This window comes from Cryobacterium sp. TMB3-10, from assembly GCF_004402305.1.
Taxonomy (GTDB): Bacteria; Actinomycetota; Actinomycetes; order Actinomycetales; family Microbacteriaceae; genus Cryobacterium; species Cryobacterium zongtaii.
This window is the reverse complement of record NZ_SOGH01000020.1, coordinates 577680-596129: the sequence shown is the minus strand read 5'-3', so window position 1 is coordinate 596129 and position 18450 is coordinate 577680. Positions and strand designations below refer to the sequence as shown.

At 67.5% G+C, this 18450-nt stretch carries 21 protein-coding genes and 1 tRNA gene; 19 read left to right on the top strand and 3 right to left on the bottom strand.

All coding sequences use genetic code 11. The features are described 5' to 3' along the window. Positions 1 to 28 precede the first annotated feature (28 nt). Genes E3T22_RS10905 through E3T22_RS10895 form a run of 3 tightly spaced genes read left to right on the top strand, consistent with a single transcriptional unit; the run spans position 29 to position 3336 of the window. Entirely contained in the window at positions 29 to 1090 is a 1062-nt protein-coding gene (locus E3T22_RS10905; protein WP_088456371.1) for a permease, read from the top strand. A 4-nt stretch (positions 1091 to 1094) separates the two neighbouring features. After that, the gene (locus E3T22_RS10900; RefSeq protein ID WP_241980143.1) at positions 1095 to 1892 is read left to right on the top strand and encodes a TIGR03943 family protein; all 798 of its coding nucleotides are present in this window, start codon (positions 1095 to 1097) and stop codon (positions 1890 to 1892) included. Continuing rightward, the gene (locus tag E3T22_RS10895; protein ID WP_134480103.1) at positions 1882 to 3336 is read left to right on the top strand and encodes a hypothetical protein; all 1455 of its coding nucleotides are present in this window, start codon (positions 1882 to 1884) and stop codon (positions 3334 to 3336) included. Before E3T22_RS10900 ends, E3T22_RS10895 begins: the two co-directional genes overlap by 11 nt. 7 nt (positions 3337 to 3343) lie before the next feature. On the opposite strand, the gene E3T22_RS10890 is transcribed toward E3T22_RS10895, so the two are convergent. Further along, positions 3344 to 3607, bottom strand: coding sequence for a DUF4031 domain-containing protein (locus tag E3T22_RS10890; protein WP_088456368.1), 264 nt, complete (start codon positions 3605 to 3607; stop codon positions 3344 to 3346). 260 nt (positions 3608 to 3867) lie between these two features. Between E3T22_RS10890 and rplU the strand changes: the two genes are divergently transcribed. The 10 genes from rplU (at position 3868) to E3T22_RS10840 (ending at position 10813) form a co-directional block, all read left to right on the top strand. Beyond that, positions 3868 to 4176: a 50S ribosomal protein L21 gene (gene rplU, locus E3T22_RS10885; RefSeq protein ID WP_066595881.1), complete on the top strand. Its 309-nt coding sequence runs from the start codon at positions 3868 to 3870 to the stop codon at positions 4174 to 4176. Between the two features lie 18 nt (positions 4177 to 4194). Further along, positions 4195 to 4452 (top strand): 50S ribosomal protein L27, encoded by a 258-nt coding sequence (gene rpmA / locus E3T22_RS10880; RefSeq protein WP_066595878.1) that lies wholly within the window; start codon positions 4195 to 4197, stop codon positions 4450 to 4452. An 84-nt stretch (positions 4453 to 4536) separates the two neighbouring features. Next, entirely contained in the window at positions 4537 to 6120 is a 1584-nt protein-coding gene (obgE, locus tag E3T22_RS10875) for a GTPase ObgE (protein ID WP_088456367.1), read from the top strand. 20 nt (positions 6121 to 6140) lie between these two features. Then, complete coding sequence (gene proB, locus E3T22_RS10870; protein ID WP_088458016.1) at positions 6141 to 6941, top strand: glutamate 5-kinase; 801 nt, start codon at positions 6141 to 6143, stop codon at positions 6939 to 6941. 4 nt (positions 6942 to 6945) lie between these two features. Next, positions 6946 to 8235 carry a glutamate-5-semialdehyde dehydrogenase gene (locus E3T22_RS10865; protein ID WP_088456366.1) on the top strand — a complete coding sequence of 430 codons (1290 nt, stop codon included), beginning with the start codon at positions 6946 to 6948 and terminating at the stop codon, positions 8233 to 8235. 106 nt (positions 8236 to 8341) lie between these two features. Beyond that, positions 8342 to 8548, top strand: coding sequence for a hypothetical protein (locus E3T22_RS10860; RefSeq protein WP_088456365.1), 207 nt, complete (start codon positions 8342 to 8344; stop codon positions 8546 to 8548). 2 nt (positions 8549 to 8550) lie between these two features. Beyond that, a complete protein-coding gene (gene nadD / locus E3T22_RS10855) occupies positions 8551 to 9153 on the top strand; it encodes a nicotinate-nucleotide adenylyltransferase (protein WP_255416811.1) in 603 nt (200 codons plus the stop codon). Positions 9154 to 9359: 206 nt separating this feature from the next. After that, positions 9360 to 10106 (top strand): hypothetical protein, encoded by a 747-nt coding sequence (locus E3T22_RS10850; protein ID WP_103479546.1) that lies wholly within the window; start codon positions 9360 to 9362, stop codon positions 10104 to 10106. Positions 10107 to 10178: 72 nt separating this feature from the next. Beyond that, complete coding sequence (rsfS, locus tag E3T22_RS10845) at positions 10179 to 10664, top strand: ribosome silencing factor (protein WP_088456363.1); 486 nt, start codon at positions 10179 to 10181, stop codon at positions 10662 to 10664. Positions 10665 to 10737: 73 nt separating this feature from the next. Then, a tRNA-Ala gene (locus tag E3T22_RS10840) sits at positions 10738 to 10813 on the top strand. A 144-nt stretch (positions 10814 to 10957) separates the two neighbouring features. On the opposite strand, the gene E3T22_RS10835 is transcribed toward E3T22_RS10840, so the two are convergent. Then, positions 10958 to 11752, bottom strand: coding sequence for a PspA/IM30 family protein (locus E3T22_RS10835; RefSeq protein WP_088456362.1), 795 nt, complete (start codon positions 11750 to 11752; stop codon positions 10958 to 10960). Beyond that, positions 11749 to 12375 carry a hypothetical protein gene (locus E3T22_RS10830; protein ID WP_134408735.1) on the bottom strand — a complete coding sequence of 209 codons (627 nt, stop codon included), beginning with the start codon at positions 12373 to 12375 and terminating at the stop codon, positions 11749 to 11751. The genes E3T22_RS10835 and E3T22_RS10830 overlap by 4 nt, the downstream gene beginning before the upstream one ends. A 257-nt stretch (positions 12376 to 12632) precedes the next feature. Here E3T22_RS10830 and E3T22_RS10825 point away from each other — a divergent pair, with 257 nt between their 5' ends. From E3T22_RS10825 to E3T22_RS10800, 6 genes are all read left to right on the top strand, one after another. Continuing rightward, positions 12633 to 12983: a zinc ribbon domain-containing protein YjdM gene (locus tag E3T22_RS10825; RefSeq protein ID WP_088456360.1), complete on the top strand. Its 351-nt coding sequence runs from the start codon at positions 12633 to 12635 to the stop codon at positions 12981 to 12983. An 84-nt stretch (positions 12984 to 13067) separates the two neighbouring features. Then, positions 13068 to 13583: a heme-binding protein gene (locus E3T22_RS10820; protein ID WP_088456359.1), complete on the top strand. Its 516-nt coding sequence runs from the start codon at positions 13068 to 13070 to the stop codon at positions 13581 to 13583. 20 nt (positions 13584 to 13603) lie between these two features. Then, on the top strand, positions 13604 to 14032 hold the full coding sequence (locus tag E3T22_RS10815; RefSeq protein ID WP_103479545.1) for a YchJ family protein: 429 nt from the start codon (positions 13604 to 13606) through the stop codon (positions 14030 to 14032). A gap of 55 nt (positions 14033 to 14087) precedes the next feature. After that, on the top strand, positions 14088 to 15752 hold the full coding sequence (locus E3T22_RS10810; protein WP_088456357.1) for an ABC-F family ATP-binding cassette domain-containing protein: 1665 nt from the start codon (positions 14088 to 14090) through the stop codon (positions 15750 to 15752). Positions 15753 to 15866: 114 nt separating this feature from the next. Next, complete coding sequence (locus tag E3T22_RS10805; protein WP_134408734.1) at positions 15867 to 17330, top strand: FAD-binding oxidoreductase; 1464 nt, start codon at positions 15867 to 15869, stop codon at positions 17328 to 17330. A gap of 82 nt (positions 17331 to 17412) precedes the next feature. Then, positions 17413 to 18447 carry an LLM class flavin-dependent oxidoreductase gene (locus E3T22_RS10800; RefSeq protein WP_134408733.1) on the top strand — a complete coding sequence of 345 codons (1035 nt, stop codon included), beginning with the start codon at positions 17413 to 17415 and terminating at the stop codon, positions 18445 to 18447. Positions 18448 to 18450 lie beyond the last annotated feature (3 nt).

The following is an 18450-nucleotide window of genomic DNA, read 5'->3' as shown; positions in this document are numbered from 1 at the left end:
GGTTGCCGCACTCCGGTAAGATCGATGGATGCACAGGGATCGGGGGACGGTGCGGCGCGTGCCCACCGGACTCATTCTCGGTGTGGTCCTGGTCGCCGCCGCGTTCGCGCTCCGTGCCGTCAGCCCGGCGTTCGCCGGCTGGGGAGTGCCGGACCGCGTCCAGGACACCATCACCCTCGCCCTGAGCGTGATCATCGAGTCAGCGCCTTTTGTGTTCCTCGGCATTCTGCTGTCCACGGTGGTGCAGGTGTGGCTCCCACACGGCTTCATCACCCGATTCCTGCCCCGCCAACCAGTGCTCCGCCGCGCCTGCATCTCGCTGCTGGGCATGTTCTTCCCGGTCTGCGAATGCGGCAACGTGCCCTTGGCCCGCGGGTTCATGGTGGGCGGCTTCACGGTGCCGGAATCGATCACTTTCCTGCTCGCCGCGCCCATCCTGAACCCGATCACGATCATCACCACCCACCAGGCGTTCGGCTGGGGAGACGGGATCCTGATCACCCGCATCGTGGCCGGCTTCGTGATAGCCAACGTTATCGGGTGGCTCTTCAGCCGGCACCCGGACCCGGACAGCCTCCTGACCCGCACCTTTTCAGCGTCCTGCGAACGGCCGGACGCGCCGGTGAGCAATGGCGGGCATGACGGCGGGTTGCACGAGGGGCACACTCACCCGCACGGTTCCCGGCCGGGCCGTATCGAGCGGTCAGTCGACCTGTTCACCCGCGAGACCGCGGTGATCATGCCCGCACTGTTCATCGGATCGCTGATCGCGGCGCTCGTCCAGGTTTTTGTGCCCCGCTCGGTGCTGCTGGCGCTCGGCAGCAACCCGGTCTGGTCGGTGCTGGCCATGATCGCCCTGGCCTTCATCGTCGCGGTGTGCTCCAACGTCGACGCCTTCTTCGTGCTGTCGTTCGGCAGCACCTTCATGCCTGGCGGCATCGCCGCCTTCCTCACCTTCGGAGCCATGATCGACGTCAAGATGCTCGCCCTGATGCGCACCACCTTCACCACCCGCACCCTCGTGCAGATCACCGCGTTGGTGGCCCTGATGAGCGCGGCCGCCGGCCTGTTGGTGAACTATGTCGCATAAGGAAATGTCGCATAAGGAAATGTCGCGTAAGGGCACGTTGGCCGGCTACCTGGCCGAGCGCTGGCGCGGCATCGGCCTGAGCCTGGTGATCGTGGTGGCCACCATCTGGCTCGGCGCCACCGGGCAGCTCGGGTTGTACATCCACCCGCGCTACTTCATCTTCACCACCGTGATGGCCGTTGTCGGCCTCGTCTTCGTAGTGGCCAGCTTCGTGTTTCGCACCCCGGCGGCAGGGGAGTCGGAGCCGTCCGGCCGCAGGTCCGCCGGCCGGCGGACCTGGGCATTGAGTGGCAGCGCCCTGCTTCTGGCCATCGCGACGGTCACGGTGCTGGCCCTGCCCCCGGCCACCCTGACCAGCGCCACAGCCACCCAACGGGAGGTCAATTCCGGCGGGCTGGACAGCGAGGCCGCAGCGGAGGAGGCGGCCGCCCTGGTGGGCACCGGCGACTACGAACGCCTGAGCGTGAAGGAGTGGGTGTCGCTCCTGGCCCAGTCCGAGGATCCCGCCCTCTACGCCGACAAAACGGCCAGCATCACCGGCTTCGTCCTGCCGGACGCCGCAGACCCCGACAACGTCTTCTACGCCGCCCGGTTCGTGGTCACCTGCTGCGCCGTCGACGCCCAGCCCATCGGCGTTGCCGTCTACCAGCCCGGCTGGCAGGCCAGCTACGACACCGACGACTGGGTGCAGGTGACCGGCACCTTCGTGAGCAACCCGAGCGCCCGATCCGCAGACACCCTCGCCGTGCTTCCCACCACCATCGAGCCCGTCGACCAGCCGAGCGACCCGTATGTCTACTGACCTCACGTCTGGGCAGTTTTCGACAGCCGACCCGGACACCGCAGCCGGTGGCCGGCGGTTCCGCCGCACCCTCGCCGCCCTCCTCACCGGCCTGATCGTGCTGTGTCTGGCCCTGGTGGCCGTCAACGTGCTCAACGGGCCCCGGCTGACCGGTTTCCAGGTCGACACGAGCGCCGTCGTCACCACGGCCAACCAACGGCTCGTCCTCGACACGAACCAGCAGCTCGCCGAGGTGAGCACGGACCAGATCACCGTCAGCCCGGCCGGCGTCCTCGACGTGCAGACCAGGAACGATTCCATCGTGATCGTTTTCCCCCAGCCGCTCGCCTACGACACCGAGTACACGGTGACCGTCAACGACGTCACCGGCCCGTTCGCCGACAGGTCGAGCGACCTCGCCGTCTCCTTCCGCACCGACGAAGCGCCGCTCTACCTGCTCAGCCGGTCCCCGGCGCAGCCGAACGAGCCGACCAAGGCGCCCGACCGGATCGTACGCACCACCGTCGGATCCGCCGAGACGAGCGTCGCATTCAGCGCCCCATACATCCAGTCGTTCGTTCCTGTCGGCGACGAACTCGTGGTGGTCACCCTCACCGAGGACCTCACCAACACGCTCAGTCTGGTGGACCGTGACGGCCGCGCCGCCGAACTCACCATGCCCGGCACCGGAACCGTGCACGACCTGCAGGCCTCCCCGTCCTCGAGCACGATCGGCTTCCGCTTCACCAGCGCAGCAGGAGCAGGAGGCCACGTCTACGACAACACCCTGTTCCTGCTCGACCTCACCCGCGGCACCGTCGACACCGTGACCGGGCTCGATGGTGAGCCCGTGCAGGCCATCGCCTGGGGGTTCATGGCCAACCGCGCCGAGGTCGTGGCTCAGCTCTTCGACACCACCCTGCTGCTGATAGACCCCCGAGCAGGCACCGAAACCGTACCCATCCCCATCGGCCAATTCCCTAACCTCAACGCGTTCGCCCCCGACGGGCTGCGCATTGCCGTGTCAGACCAGGACCGCCAGTACATCCTCGACCTGTCCACGGGTGCCGAGGCGGCGATCGTGCCGCAGGATGTCGCCGGCACCACGCCGTATACAGCCGAACTGCGCTTCCTCACCGGGGGAGAGGGGTACGTGCAGAGGGTGGCCGAATTCGACCAGGCGACCGGGCGCGTGGGACAGTCGCTGATCCTGGTCACGGGCGACCCCGCGACTCCGACGACGCGGGTGGTCTACGAACCGGTGCTACCCAACGAGACCATCGTGGGCTTCGCCATCTCACCCAACGACCAGTACCTGGCGATCCAGACCGTGCCGAACAGCCAGACCCAGGTGACGGATGGCTACCCCGTCGACCCGCAGGCCACCACGGCGACGACACTCTTCGTCGACCTGTCAACCGGGGCCATCACTCGCAGCATCGTGGGCATCGACGCGACCTGGTGAGCGTCTGTCAGCGGTCCCTGGCCTTGACCCGCAAGCCGCTCGCCCGCAGCCGGGTGACGAGACCGCGAAAGTCGACCGGCTCCGCTCCGGCCGCCACCAGGGAGTCGTAGCGGTCCTGGGGCACGTCGTAGTGGTCCAGATCGAATCCGCGCCGGGGGATGCCCTGCGCGGCCGCGAAGGCGTGCAGCTCCGCCAGCGAGGAGTCGCTCACCAGGTGAGACCAGAGCGTGCCATGGGCCGCCCAGGCCGGCTGGTCGATCAGTATGCCCATGCTGAAAGTGTATGGACAATCGCGGCCCTAAGCTTGTCCAGGGCGTCGCCATCGAACCGAGGGCGCGACACGCCCTCTCGAGGTGGTTTGACCGGGGCATTCCGATCAGCTAAAGTCGAGTGTTGGTGTGCGAAGGACTCTGTCCACGTAGCGCCCAAGGTTTTCTGAAGTGACATGGTCCGACTTGGTCCATGTGCACTCGGTAACTTTCCATCATAGGAATCGGAGCCCCCGGGGTTCCCCAGAGATAGGTACGTAAAGTGGTTTACGCAGTTGTGCGCGCCGGTGGGCGGCAGGAGAAGGTAGAGGTCGGGACCATCGTAACGATGGACCGAATCAAGGCTGACAAGGACGGCAACGTCGAGCTGGCCGCCGTGCTTCTCGTCGACGGCGACAAGATCACCTCTGACTCGACGTCGCTGGCCAACGTCAAGGTCACCGCCGAGGTCCTCAACGACCTTCGCGGCCCGAAGATCGTCATCCAGAAGTTCAAGAACAAGACCGGTTACAAGAAGCGTCAGGGGCACCGTCAGGAGCTCACTCGCGTTCAGGTCACCGGCATCGCCTAGGCCCGAGGAGAATAACTAATGGCACACAAAAAAGGTGCGAGTTCCACTCGCAACGGTCGTGACTCCAACGCTCAGCGCCTCGGCGTGAAGCGCTTCGGTGGTCAGGTTGTCGGCGCGGGCGAGATCATCGTCCGTCAGCGTGGCACCCACTTCCACCCCGGCGTGAACGTCGGCCGTGGCGGCGACGACACTCTCTTCGCCCTCGAAGCCGGCTCGGTCGAGTTCGGTGCCAAGGGTGGCCGCAAGGTCGTCAACATCGTGGTAGCTGCCGCTTAGGCATCCACACAGCTTTTCAGCATGAGGGCGGGCTTCGGCTCGTCCTCATGTTTGTTTGTATCGCCACCTGAAAGGGGCATTCCCATGGCCACGTTCGTTGACCAAGTCACGCTGCACCTGCGAGCGGGCAACGGAGGAAACGGTTGTGTCTCGGTCAAACGCGAGAAGTTCAAGCCTCTCGCCGGCCCCGATGGCGGAAACGGCGGAAACGGTGGCGACATCGTTCTCGTCGCCGACCCGCAGGTGACCACCCTGCTCGCGTTCCACCGTTCACCGCACCGCAGTTCCGCGAACGGCGGCCCCGGCATGGGCGACCACCGCAACGGGTACGGCAGCGACATCATTGAGCTGAGCGTGCCGCTGGGCACCGTCGTCAAGGATGCGGAGGGCAACGAGCTCGCCGACATGACCGAGCCCGGCTACCGCATCGTCGTCGCCGCGGGCGGACAGGGCGGACTCGGCAACGCCGCGCTCGCCTCCACCAAGCGCAAGGCCCCCGGCTTCGCGCTGCTGGGCACCTACGGCTTCGAGGGCGATGTCTACCTCGAGCTCAAGACCGTGGCCGACGTCGCACTCGTCGGCTACCCCTCGGCCGGTAAGTCCAGCCTGATCGCGGCCATCTCGGCGGCCCGGCCCAAGATCGCCGACTACCCCTTCACCACCCTGCAGCCCAACCTCGGCGTAGTGGATGCCGGTGAGGTGCGTTACACCGTCGCCGACGTGCCCGGTCTCATCGAGGGCGCCAGCGAGGGCAAGGGGCTCGGCCTCGAATTCCTGCGCCACGTTGAGCGCTGCACCGCATTGCTGCACGTGCTCGACTGCGCCACGCTCGACCCCGGTCGCGACCCGATCAGTGACCTGGACATCATTCTCGGCGAACTCGCCGCTTACCCGGTGCCCGAGGGCCAGACGCCCCTGCTCGAGCGTCCCCAGCTGATCGCGCTGAACAAGATCGATGTACCGGAAGGCCGCGAACTCGCCGCCTTCGTGAAGGCCGAACTCGAGGAGCGCGGCTACCGCGTCTTCGAGATCTCCACGGTCAGCCACGAGGGACTGCGCCAGCTGAACTTCGCCCTGGCCGAGACCGTCGAAGCCGGCCGGATCACGAGCGCCGAAGCCGCGGCCCTCAAGCCGCGTATCGTCATCCGCCCCAAGCCCGTCGACGACAGCGGTTTCATCGTGCGCGTCGAGGGTGGTTCGTTCGGCAACATCTTCCGTATCCTCGGCGCCAAGCCCGAACGCTGGGTGCAGCAGACCGACTTCAAGAACGACGAGGCCGTCGGCTTCCTCGCCGACAGACTGGCCAAGCTCGGCACCGAGGACGAACTGTTCAAGGCCGGCGCTGTCGCCGGTTCGACAGTGGTCATCGGCCCTGGCGACGGCATGATCTTCGACTGGGAGCCCACCCTCACCTCCACAGCCGAGCTAATCACTGCCCCGCGTGGTACCGACAGTCGGATGGACGACTCCAAGCGCCGCACCAGCAACGAGCGTCGTGAGGAATACCTCAAGCGCATGGACGCCAAGTCCGCCGCGCGTGCCGAACTCATCCGTGAGCGCGAGGCCGGTATGTGGTCCACCGGTGAAGAGGAGTTCAACGCCGGCGAAGGCGAAGTCACCGAGAACAACGCCGCCCGCCGGCGCGTCAAGGAGGGCGACTCCGAGTGACCGGAGGAGCGAGGCGGCCGCTGGAGCGCAGCGGCGTCGGCACTGCGGCACGGATCGTCGTGAAGGTGGGATCGTCCTCGATCAGCGGCGCCAATGTGGGGCAGATCGCACCCCTCGTTGACGCCCTGGCGTCAGCGCACGGCCGCGGCGCCGAGGTGGTACTGGTGTCCTCAGGCGCCATCGCCACCGGGATGCCGTACCTGCAGCTCGACGAGCGTCCCACCGACCTCGCCACCCAGCAGGCCGCAGCGTCCGTGGGGCAGAACTTGTTGATCTTCCGCTACCAGGACAGCCTCGACCGGTACGACATCGTCGCCGGCCAGGTGCTCCTCACCGCGGGTGACCTCGACAACGCGTCGCCGCGCAGCAACGCCCAGCGCGCCATGGAACGGCTACTGGGCCTCCGCATCCTGCCGATCGTGAACGAGAACGACACCGTCGCCACCCACGAGATCCGGTTCGGCGACAACGACAGGCTCGCGGCCCTCGTCGCCACCCTCGTCAAGGCGGACCTGCTCGTTCTGCTCAGCGACGTTGATGCGCTGTACACCCGGCCCCCACACCTGCCCGGAGCGGAACGAATCGAGCACGTGGCTCTGGGCGATACCCTCCCCGGCGTCGAATTCGGCTCCTCCCAGTCCGGCGTGGGCACCGGCGGCGCCGGCACCAAGGTCTCCGCAGCCCGGATCGCCGCAGAGGCCGGAACCGCGGTCCTGGTGACGTCGACGGCGCTGGTCGCCGAGGCCCTCCGCGGCGACTCGATCGGCACCTGGTTCGAGCCGGCCGACCCGACAACAGTGAGGCGTTCTGCCCTAAACTGACGGCATGTCGCAGACCCTACCCGCCACGGCCGTGCCCGGTTCCAGCCCTGACGGGTTCACGGCGATGCTCGTCGCAGCCCGGACGGCTTCGCTCGCACTGGCGTCCGCGCCGACCCGGCTGAAGAACACGGCGCTCCAGGGAATCGCCGTGGCATTGCGCGAGAACGTGGCGCAAATCGTCGCCGCCAATGCCCTCGACCTGGCCGCCGGTGCCGAGAACGGCCTGACTGCCGGACTTCTCGACCGGCTGCGCCTGGACGAGGCGCGCATCCGCTCGTTGGCCGACGCCGTCGACGAGATCGAAGCGCTGACCGACCCTGTCGGCCAGGTCGTGCGCGGCAGCAGCCTGGCCAACGGCGTCAAGATCAGCCAAATACGCGTGCCCTTCGGTGTCGTGGGTGTCATCTACGAGGCCCGCCCGAACGTGACCGTGGACATCGCCGCTCTCGCCCTCAAGAGCGGCAACGCCGCCGTGCTGCGTGGCGGGTCCGCCGCCGAGAACTCCAATCGGGTACTCGTCGGCCTGATCCACGAGGCGCTGGTCGCCGCCGGCCTGCCGGGGGAGTGCGTGCAGACCATCGACCCGTTCGGACGGGCCGGGGCGACGGCGCTGATGCAGGCCCGCGGGCTGGTCGACGTGCTCATTCCGCGCGGCAGTGCCGGGCTGATCCAGGCCGTCGTGACCGAGTCGACGGTGCCCGTGATCGAGACCGGGGCCGGTGTCGTGCACATCTTCCTGGATGCCTCCGCCAACGAGCAGTGGGCCGCGGACATCGTGCACAACGCCAAGGTTCAACGACCCAGCGTCTGCAACGCCGTCGAGACCGTGCTCGTGCACGAGCAGGCGGCCGCGCGGGTGCTGCCAGGGGTGCTCGCCAAGCTCGCCGGCGCCGGGGTCACCATCCACGGCGACGCCGCGGTGCGAGCACTCTACCCGGCGGCGGTTCCCGCGACCGACGAGGACTGGGCGACCGAATACATGAGCCTGGACCTGTCCGTCAAGGTGGTGGCCGACCTTGACGCCGCGATCGCGCACATTCGTCGGTATTCGACCGGGCACACCGAATCGATCATCACCAACGACATCGTCAACGCGGAGCGCTTCCTCAACGAGGTCGACTCGGCCGCGGTCATGGTCAACGCGTCCACCCGGTTCACCGACGGCGGTGAGTTCGGGTTCGGCGCGGAGGTCGGGATCTCGACCCAGAAGCTGCACGCCCGCGGACCGATGGGTCTGCCGGAGCTCACCAGCACCAAGTGGATCGTGCGCGGTACCGGCCAGATCCGCGACTAGCGCCGGTGCCGCTCACCGGCACGGGCGGAGCGTCCCGCTAGACTGGTCGCGGTACCGCTGCCGCCCGCCGATGCAGCGCGAAAAAGTATTCCTGAACGGAGATTCCATGTTGTTCGTGACCGCTGTCCTTGCCGAGGTCGAGCACACCCAGCTGCCCGTCGCGACCTGGGTCTACGGCCTCGTGGCCCTCATCGTGTTCGCCGCCCTCGGGTTCGTCGTCTGGAGCTTCCGCGACGTCGCGAACCGCCACAGCGCCAAGGCCAACGCCTATGCCGCGGCTCATGGTGGCGCAGCCAGCCACAACGGCCACTGACAATCGGCGCCGTGACCCCGAACCGCCCGCGCATCGGCGTGATGGGCGGCACCTTCGACCCCATCCACCACGGGCACCTCGTCGCAGCGAGCGAGGTTGCGCAGAGCTTCGACCTCGACGAAGTCATTTTTGTGCCCACCGGGCAGCCCTGGCAGAAGACCGACGTGACGCGGGCCGAACACCGGTACCTGATGACCGTCATCGCCACGGCGTCCAACCCCCGTTTCACGGTCAGCCGCGTCGACGTGGACCGGACCGGCCCGACCTTCACGATCGACACCCTCCGCGACCTGCACGCCGAACGCCCGGATGCCGAGCTGTTCTTCATCACCGGCGCAGACGCGATAACTCAGATCCTGGGTTGGAAAGACGTCGCCGAACTATGGAAACTGGCCCACTTCGTGGCTGTGAGTCGCCCGGGACACGACCTGAGCATTTCAGGATTGCCTAACCAGGACGTAAGCTTGCTGGAGGTTCCGGCTCTGGCGATCTCGTCTACTGACTGCCGGGCACGCGTGAACCGGGGTTTCCCGGTCTGGTACTTGGTCCCCGACGGGGTTGTCCAGTACATCTCAAAGCACCATCTGTATCGGAGTGTGGCATGACGTTGGGTAATAGCCCGCAGCCACTGACGCGACGACAGTTGCGCGAGTTGGCTCGGGAGCACGAGCCGGCTGTCACAGAGACGCCTTCTGCAGAGGAGACTGCCACAGGCGACATCGTTGCGCCCGTCGAGGCTAAGCCCGTCGAGTCCGAGCCTGTCGAGTCCAAGCCTGTCGAGTCCGAGCCGCACCACTCGCGGCACACGTCTGTGGCCCCCGCCCCGCTGCCGGTCCCCGAGGATCCGGCCGTCGCCGACGCCGGTCGCACCCTCACCCGCCGTGAGCTTCGTGCCCTGCAGGCCGCCTCATCCGCGAGTGCCGCCGACGAGGTCTCCGGCCAGGCACAGGCCGCACCTTCTCAGGCCCCACCGGCTCCGGTCTCCGCACCCCGCTCCGCCCCCGCTGACGACCAGCCCCGAACCGAAGCGCCGGCCGCGGTCAACTCTCTGCACCCGCCGATCGGCCACTGGTCGATGGACCGCGAGGACGACAGCCACATCGAGACCATCGGGCGCCGCGACGACGCGACCTTCGACGACCTCGTGGGCCGCGGCGTCGGCGCCGGCGGCATGCCCACGACCACCAACGCCCTGATCCTGCCGTCCATCCCGCGTCAGGGCCCCGGCGGCCCCATCACCAGCACCGGGGAGATCATGATCACGGGATCGATCGACCTCCCGCGAAGCCTGGGCGCTACCGGTCAGCACCCGAACCTGTTCGACTCGTCCGAAATGGACCGCATGCTCGACCAGCTCGACGAGGGCGGTCACCACAACGATGTGGCACCCGTGAGCGCCAGCCGCGCCGTGAGCACCCACACCTCCACCCGGGGCGTGATGACGCCGCCTCGCAAACGCGGCGCCTCCCTGCCAACGGTTCTCGCGATCACCGCCGCGGTGCTCGCCATCGGTGTGCTGTCGCTGTTCGTCGTCGGCTACGCCCTCAATATCTACTAACCCCGAATATCCACCAACCCCATATCTCCTCATGCCATCTTTTTCGCTTTTACTAACTCAGGGATTCAATCGATGACCGCTTCTGCCCACGCTCTCGAGCTCCTCAAGGTGGCTGCCGCCGCCGCCGACTCGAAAGCGGGGGAGGACCTCGTTGCCATTGACGTTTCCACCCCGTTGCCGTTGGCCGACATCTTCCTCATCGTTACGGGACGCTCCGAACGCAACGTCGTCGCGATCGCCGGCGAAATCGAGGACAAGCTGATCGAGGCCGGCTACAAGCCGCTTCGCCGCGAGGGACGCGCCGAAGGGCGCTGGATTCTCGTTGACTTCGGCGACCTCGTCGTCCACGTGTTCCACGAGGAAGAGCGCGTCTATTACTCCCTCGAGCGCCTCTGGAAGGACTGCCCGGTCATCCCCATCGACCAGGCCAGTGCCCGCGCCATCGACGAGGCCGCCTCGTCCGACGAGTCCGTCGACACCTCCGCAGACGGCGCCGCAAACACGACCGTCGACGCCGCGGATGTCGAATCCACCGTGGAAATTGACGCCGCGGACTAGCGTTTGGTTCGCGAGCACTCAAAACATGTAGTAACCTAATGAAGTTGTTTCGGAGGAATTCGAAACAAAGTCTGGGTCCGTGGCGCAGCTGGTAGCGCACCTGCATGGCATGCAGGGGGTCAGGGGTTCGAATCCCCTCGGATCCACCAAGCACAAGGAAAACCCCCGATGACAGTAGTCATCGGGGGTTTTTTCGTCGTGCTGTGAACCCGGGTGAAAAGAATTTCCGGAAATATTTCTGGGGAATTCTTGCCGGCTCTTCTCACCCGGCGTTGGCGGGTTGGCGGCACGCTTCAGGGGGCTTCAGGACCTGGCCCGGTCGGACCATTCCCGATACTGAGCCACGCGTCCGGCCCCGCTCCCCGAGACCCGGCCGGCCGGCCCTGGCGTGCCGTCCTGGCATCCTTCATGGCTCGCAATTGCCGCTCAACCTCTGCCGAGGTCGCCCCGGACGACAGCTGGCGCTCCAGGTCGGCATCCGGTGGGGCAGTGAGATCGGTGAGGGCGCCGCTGGCGAGCAGTTCGTCGGTCGCGGCGGCGCGGGCCTGCATCTGAACGATCCGGTCCTTGGCCCTGTCGAGGCTGACACCGACCTCGCTCATCTGCGAGCCGAGGCCGGCCGCGGCCTCGTTCGCCTTCACCTGCGCCTGCGAGGCGGCGTAGCTGGCCTTGATGCTCTCCTTCTCGGTGCGGAACGCGGCTACCCTTTCGGCCAGGCGCCGTTCGTTGTCCTGCAGCTGCCCCTGCTGCTTCTGCAGGAGGGTGTACTGGTCACGGAGTGCGGCCACCTGGCCCTCCAGCAGGGAGCGGCGTTCCAGAGCGGTCCTGGCCAGGTCTTCCCGGCCCTGGTTCAGGGCGGAATCGGCCTGGTCGGCCAGCCGTTGGTGCCTGGCGCCCATCTCCTGGCCCTGTAGCTCGATCCGTTTCTTCGCGGTGGCAACCTCGGCCAGGCCCAACCTCACGTCCTGCAGCATCCGCACCAGCTGCTCGTAGCTGTCGTCAAGAGCTTCACGCGGGTCCTCCAGTCGGTCCAGGGTGCGGGAGGCCTTGCTCCGGAAGATGACTCGCAGTCGGTTGGTGAAGGTCATGGGGTGCTCCTTTTGTCTAGCCGGTGCGCCGAGGTTTGCTGCATCGAGGTCCGCTCCGGCGTGGGCAACCCGTCCAGCAGGGTGAGGGCGTGCAACTCCGCGACACCGGCGCCGACGGCGGCGATCTCACGGTCCACGTCGGCGCCCAGGGTCGTGAGGGTGTCATCGGTGCGCACACCGAGGCCGGCGGCAACGACGGAACGGACCCGCCCCACCAACCCGGTGATCTGGTCGACGCGCCGACTGGCCACCGGGAGAGTCTCTCGGAGCACGACAGGGTCCCGTTCGGTGGCCAGCAACAGCAATTGCGACTCCACTCTGGTGCCCTCGTTCTGCAACCGTCCGACGAGCCTCTGCAACTCACCATGCGGGCCTCCGCTCTGCACGGCGAGGTCAACCGCGGCCTGTCCACTGGCGAGCGAGTCCCTCAGACGCAACCGAAGGCGGAGGATTTCGTGGTTCGGGCCGACACTCACCCGCGTGCGCACACGCAGCACGGCACCGTTGAGAGCCCGACTTCGCCGTAGCCGCCTGTACAGCACGCGTGCAATGACGATGACCGTGACGGTGGACACGACCATGATCGCCGCGAGGGCGATCAGGATCTCAGCGAGGACGCTCACGTCAACCACCCGCCTCGTCCGCTCGCCAGTGGCGGATTCTTAAGGACGTGCAGGGTCATATCTCCACCTTCATCCCAGGGCTGGTGCGGTGCCGTCCCGAACGACGGCACGCTCTACCGGGCAAAATACGCTCATTAGCGTGGAGTTGTCGGGGAATGCCCTGTTCTTGTCTGAACGCTCTCGTCAACCCGCGGCGACGCCAACGGCTCACCGCGGGCGGGACCATCGACTCTGGGCCCCCGCTCTACGATGGGGAGGTGAATGAGACCCTGCCGCCGTGCCCGGAATGCTCCAGCGAACTGACCTACGAGATGGGGGCGCTGCTGGTCTGCCCACTGTGCGGGCACGAGTGGGCGGCAGGGGCCGCCTCCGCCGGTGAGCCGGTGCAGGATGCCGCGATCACCGACGCTCACGGCAGCGTGCTGGCCGACGGCGATTCGGTGACCATCATCAAGGACCTCAAACTCAAGGGCAGCTCTACCGTCATCAAGGTGGGCACCAAGGTGCGCGGCATCCGCCTGCGCCAGGGTGTGGGCGATCACGACATCGAATGTCGAATCGAGGGAGTGAGCATGCAGCTCAAGTCCGGGGTCGTCAAGAAGGCCTAGCCCTCGGCTCGGCAGTCAAGGGGGTCACGATTACAGCCCCAGATTCCACCCCCAAGTGGGGGCCTTCGGATTACACTCCCCGATATGACCGAGCAGCAGCAGTACACCGTGGTGCGGGCCTTCCCTGGCTTCGATGTGCGCCGTTATCCGGACTGTGTTCTCGTGCAGGTGCAGGTCGACGGGGGCTTCACGCGGGCGGCGAGCCGGGGCTTCCGGCCGCTGCAGAACTATCTCGCCGGCAACAACCTGTCGGCAACGACGATCCCCATGGCGCCGCCGGTGCTGCACGAGCGGGCGGGGGAGTCCGCGCACCTGATCAGCTTCGTGCTCCCGGGTGAGTCGGACCCGGACCGTGCGCCCCTGCCACTGGACGAGAGGTTGCGGATAATCGTCCTGCCCGCCCACGAGGCCGCGGTCCTGCGGTTCGGCGGGGGCTGGAGCACAAAGAGATTCACCGATCACGGGCGTTCCCTGCTCGGGTCGCTGGAGGCCGCTGATCTCCTGCCGGACGGGCCGGTCTACTACGCACGGTTCGACCCGCCGTTCCGGCCCGGACTCCGGGGGCGCAATGAGGCGTTGGTGCGAGTGACCTCGGCCTGACGGGCGTCGATAATGGCTGGATGCCCCCTTCAGCATCTGCAGCCCGTTCAGACCAGGCATCGATCCCCGCCGCTCCCGTACGCTGTCCGTGCGGCAGCGGCAACAGTTACGACGACTGCTGCGGGCGCCTGCACCGCAGCGACGCCCGAGCCGCCACGGCCGAGCAGCTCATGCGATCGCGCTACTCGGCCTTCGCGGTCGGCGACGCAGGCTATCTCCTGCGCACCTGGCATCCGAGAACTCGGCCCGACACCATCGAGTTGGACACGACTGTGCGGTGGATGCGGCTTGACATCGACCGGACCGAGCGGGGAACCCTGTTCGACACCGAGGGCGTCGTGGAATTCACCGCACACTCGCGTCAGGACGGCCGGCGGGCTCAGCAGCACGAAGTCAGCCGATTCGTCAAGGTGTCCGGCGCCTGGCTGTACCTCGACGCGGCCGACTGAGCAACGGAATCGACGGGGCGTCGGGCGCGTAACGTCCAGATGGGAAACTGGACCCATGACCGCAACACTCGTCGCCAAGGCCCTGGCCGGTGGCTACGCCCACCGCACACTGTTCGATTCCCTCGACCTCACCGTCGCACCCGGCGATGTCGTCGGTATCGTCGGCGTGAACGGTGCGGGCAAGTCCACCCTGCTGCGCCTGCTCGCGGGCCTCGACGAGCCGCAGGGCGGTTCCGTTGCCCTGTCGCCGGCGGATGCCTTCGTGGGCTGGTTGCCCCAGGAACACGAACGGGTGCCAGGGGAGACCGTGGCGGAGTACATCGGTCGTCGCACCGGCTGCGCCCAGGCGACCAGGGAGATGGACGCCGCCGCCGCTGCCCTGGCCGAACCAGCCGCACCGGGCGGGGCTGACCCGGCCGATGTCTACTCGGTGGCCCTGGACCGCTGGCTGGCCAGTGGTGCGGCCGACCTCGATGACAGGCTCCCTGCCGTGCTGTATGACCTCGGTCTTTCCCTCGACGCCGACGTGGCCGCGGACGCGTTGATGACATCGCTCTCCGGCGGCCAGGCCGCCAGGGTGGGACTGGCCGCTCTGCTGCTGTCCAGATTCGACATCGTGCTGCTCGATGAGCCCACCAATGACCTCGACCTCGACGGGCTCGAACGCCTGGAAGGCTTCGTCACGGGCCTTCGCGGTGGAGTCGTGCTGGTCAGCCACGACAGGGAGTTCTTGGCCCGCTCGGTCACCAAGATCCTCGAACTGGACCTCGCCCAGGGCGCCAACCGGGTTTTCGGCGGCGGCTACGACTCCTACCTGGAGGAGCGCGAGACGGCCAGACGGCAGAAGCGCGCCGACTACGACGAATTCGCCGAAAAGAGGGCCGATCTGGTCGGCCGGGCCCGGACCCAACGGGAGTGGTCCAGCCAGGGTGTGCGCAACGCCATGAAGAAGTCTCCGGACAACGACAAGATCCGACGCAAGGCCGCCGCCGAATCCAGCGAGAAGCAGGCGCAGAAGGTACGCCAGATGGAGAGCCGCATCAGTCGTCTCGACGAGGTCGACGAACCGCGCAAGGAATGGCAGCTCGAGTTCACCATCGGCGCCGCACCGCGCTCGAGCAGCGTGGTCTCGGTCCTGAACGAAGCGCTCATCCGCCAGGGTGACTTCGTCTTCGGTCCGGTCTCCCTGCAGGTCAACGCGGGGGAGCGCATCGGCATCACCGGACCCAACGGCGCCGGCAAGACCACGCTGCTGCGCGCCCTGCTCGGCCGCCTGGCGGCCGATTCCGGTTCCACAAGCCTGGGCGCGAGCGTCGCCGTCGGCGAGATCGACCAGGCCAGGGCCAGCGTCACGGGCGAGCAGACCCTGGTGGCCATCTTCGAGCAGCGGCTGCCCGAGCTCTCGGCCGGCGAGATCCGCACCCTGCTCGCCAAGTTCGGCCTCACCGCCGACCACGTCAGCCGACCCGCCGACGCCCTGTCACCCGGTGAACGCACCCGCGCCGGTCTCGCCCTGCTGCAGGCCACGGGCGTGAACCTCTTGGTGCTCGACGAACCAACCAACCACCTGGACCTCGCCGCGATCGAGCAGCTGGAGCAGGCACTCGAGTCCTACACGGGCACCCTGTTGTTGGTGACCCACGACCGACGGATGCTCGCCACCGTGCGCCTCGATCGGCACTGGGCGGTCGAGGATGGGCGGGTGACCGAGTCCGTGTGACGGAAACCGTTTGACGGAGGCCGTGTCATCGAAGCCGTGACAGGCGTTGCGGCCGGGCTCTGAGGGTGCTGTCATGGATGTCGACCCGTGATGTAGATCAACGGAGGACTCCCGATGACATCGAGCACCTTCCCCGAGAACGGCACAGATCCCCGCCGGCTGGTTGAGGACCTGCGCACCGACGTAGAGGCAGACCTGATCGTCGACACCGACCCCGGCTACGACGACGCGAGGCGGGTGTGGAACGGCATGATCGACCACCGGCCCCTGCTGATCGTGCGTGCCCGTGCTACCGGCGACATCGCGCCGACCCTGGCCCTGGCTGCCAGGCACCGGCTGCCCCTCGCCGTGCGCGGCGGCGGGCACAACGTGGCCGGCAACGGCACCGTCGACGCGGGGATCGTGCTCGATCTCGCCGCCCTCAACACCGTCGAGGTCGACCCGGACGCCCGCACCGTGCGGGCACTGGCCGGGGCGACCATGGCCGACATCGACCGGGCAACCGAACCCTATGGGCTCGCCGTGCCGCTGGGCGTGGTCTCCGCCACCGGCATCGCCGGTCTCACCCTCGGCGGCGGCGTCGGCTGGCAGACCAGGGCACACGGGCTGACCCTAGACGCCATGGTGGCGGCGGATGTCGTCACGGTGGCCGGGACGAGAGTGCGGGCCAGCGCGACCGAGAACCCCGAGTTGTTCTGGGGGCTGCGCGGCGGCGGCGGCAACTTCGGCGTGGTGTCCTCGTTCACCTTCCGGGCGCATCCGTTGCCGGCGCGGCCGGTGACCGGCAATTTCGTCTACCCGAAGGAGCAGTGGGCGGCGACGCTGGCGGCCTACGACGAGTGGACCAGGGACCTGCCAGACGAGCTGACCTCCATCCTCAGCGTGCTGGTGCCGCCGCCGGCCATGGGGCTCGGCTCTGAGCCGCTGATGCTGCTGGGTTTCGCCTGGGCCGGCACCGACACCGACAGGGCCCGGGAGGTCATCGACCGGATGCGCCGCGCCGCCCCGCCCGCGGTCGAGGCCGACGAGCCGATGCCGTGGACCGCGTGGCAGTCCGCCGTCGACGGGGTCTTCCCCAAGGGTGTGCGCGGCTACTGGAAGAACACCTCCTTCGACAGTCTGGATCCGGCGGTGATCGATACCCTGCTGCGCCGCGGAGCGGAGCAGACCTGGCTCGGCACCGCCTTCGATATCCACCACATGGGCGGCGCCTTCGCCAGGGTGGCCGAGGACGACACGCCGTTCCCGAATCGGGGAGCGCGGTTCTGGCTCAACATCTACGGATTCTGGACCGACCCTGCCGACGACGCCGAGCGAGTGGCCTTCGTCCGCGAGTTCGGCGCGGAGATGGCGGTGCTGGGCTCCGGCGGCACGTACGTGAACTTCCTCGGCGCGGAATCCGGCACCGACCCGGTGGCCCAAGCGCTGGCCGTCTACGGGCCGGCCAAACTGGAGCGACTCGCCGCCCTCAAGCGCGAGTACGACCCCGAGAATCTGCTGAGGCTCAACCACAACATTCCGACGACGGTCACCCGCACTGGGTCGCCCGGCGACACCGCGACCGGCGACACTCAGTAGCGACGCGGAATAGAACGCCGGTGCGCCCCGTTGAGCCCTAGTATGCGTATGCATGCAAACTGATCGGAAGGGCGCACCACACATGGCACCGACACTGGAACTGGGTCTCGACACGTTCGGCGACGTCACCTACGCCGCGGACGGCAGCCTGCTCAGCCACGCCCAGGTGCTGCGCAACGTCGTCGCCGAGGCGGTGCTCGCCGACCAGGTGGGCCTGAGCTTCTTCGGTATCGGCGAACACCACCGCGAGGATTTCGCCGTCTCCGCCCCCGAGGTCGTGCTGGCCGCCATCGCCGGTCAGACCAGCACCATCAAGCTCGGCTCCGCCGTCACCGTGCTCAGCTCCGACGACCCCGTGCGCGTCTTCCAACGCTTCGCCACCCTCGACGCCGTCTCCAACGGTCGCGCGGAGGTCATCCTCGGCCGTGGGTCGTTCACCGAATCCTTCCCCCTGTTCGGCCTGGAGCTCAGCGACTACGAGCAGCTGTTCGAAGAGAAGCTCGAGCTGTTCGCCGAACTGCTCAAGGAAGCGCCGGTGACCTGGTCGGGTAGCACCCGCGGCTCCCTGACAGAGCAGCGGGTGTTCCCGCCGACCGAATCCGGCTCCATCCGCACCTGGATCGGTGTCGGCGGCAGCCCGCAGTCCGTGGTGCGCGCCGCCCACTACGGTCTGCCGCTGATGCTCGCCATCATCGGTGGTGAGCCTCTCGCCTTCGCCCAGTTCACCGACCTGTACCACCGGGCGCTCGACCAGTTCGGCAAGGACCCGCAACCCATCGGCGAGCACTCACCCGGCTACGTCGCCGCGACGGACGAGCAGGCACGCGAAGAGATGTGGCCGCACTACCGCGCCATGCAGGACCGGATCGGCCGCGAGCGAGGCTGGGGCCCGGCCACGAAGGCCAGATTCGAGCAGGATGCCGGCCCCGACGGAGCCCTGTTCGTCGGCTCCCCGCAAACCGTCGCCACCAAGATCGCCAAAATGGCCACCGGGCTCTCGCTGTCCCGTTTCGACCTCAAGTACAGTCTCGGTACCCTCTCGCACGACAAGCTGATGACCAGTATCGAGCTCTACGGCACCGAGGTAGCCCCTCTGGTACACGAAATGATGGCCTGACGG

Bases quoted from the DNA above. Each gene is read 5' to 3' on its own strand.
- E3T22_RS10905 (WP_088456371.1), top strand. From the start codon at position 29: ATGCACAGGGATCGGGGGACGGTGCGGCGCGTGCCCACCGGACTCATT.
- E3T22_RS10900 (WP_241980143.1), top strand. From the start codon at position 1,095: ATGTCGCATAAGGAAATGTCGCGTAAGGGCACGTTGGCCGGCTACCTG.
- E3T22_RS10895 (WP_134480103.1), top strand. From the start codon at position 1,882: ATGTCTACTGACCTCACGTCTGGGCAGTTTTCGACAGCCGACCCGGAC.
- E3T22_RS10890 (WP_088456368.1), bottom strand. From the start codon at position 3,607: ATGGGCATACTGATCGACCAGCCGGCCTGGGCGGCCCATGGCACGCTC.
- rpmA (WP_066595878.1), top strand. From the start codon at position 4,195: ATGGCACACAAAAAAGGTGCGAGTTCCACTCGCAACGGTCGTGACTCC.
- obgE (WP_088456367.1), top strand. From the start codon at position 4,537: ATGGCCACGTTCGTTGACCAAGTCACGCTGCACCTGCGAGCGGGCAAC.
- E3T22_RS10865 (WP_088456366.1), top strand. From the start codon at position 6,946: ATGTCGCAGACCCTACCCGCCACGGCCGTGCCCGGTTCCAGCCCTGAC.
- E3T22_RS10860 (WP_088456365.1), top strand. From the start codon at position 8,342: ATGTTGTTCGTGACCGCTGTCCTTGCCGAGGTCGAGCACACCCAGCTG.
- rsfS (WP_088456363.1), top strand. From the start codon at position 10,179: ATGACCGCTTCTGCCCACGCTCTCGAGCTCCTCAAGGTGGCTGCCGCC.
- E3T22_RS10835 (WP_088456362.1), bottom strand. From the start codon at position 11,752: ATGACCTTCACCAACCGACTGCGAGTCATCTTCCGGAGCAAGGCCTCC.
- E3T22_RS10820 (WP_088456359.1), top strand. From the start codon at position 13,068: ATGACCGAGCAGCAGCAGTACACCGTGGTGCGGGCCTTCCCTGGCTTC.
- E3T22_RS10815 (WP_103479545.1), top strand. From the start codon at position 13,604: ATGCCCCCTTCAGCATCTGCAGCCCGTTCAGACCAGGCATCGATCCCC.
- E3T22_RS10810 (WP_088456357.1), top strand. From the start codon at position 14,088: ATGACCGCAACACTCGTCGCCAAGGCCCTGGCCGGTGGCTACGCCCAC.
- E3T22_RS10805 (WP_134408734.1), top strand. From the start codon at position 15,867: ATGACATCGAGCACCTTCCCCGAGAACGGCACAGATCCCCGCCGGCTG.
- E3T22_RS10800 (WP_134408733.1), top strand. From the start codon at position 17,413: ATGGCACCGACACTGGAACTGGGTCTCGACACGTTCGGCGACGTCACC.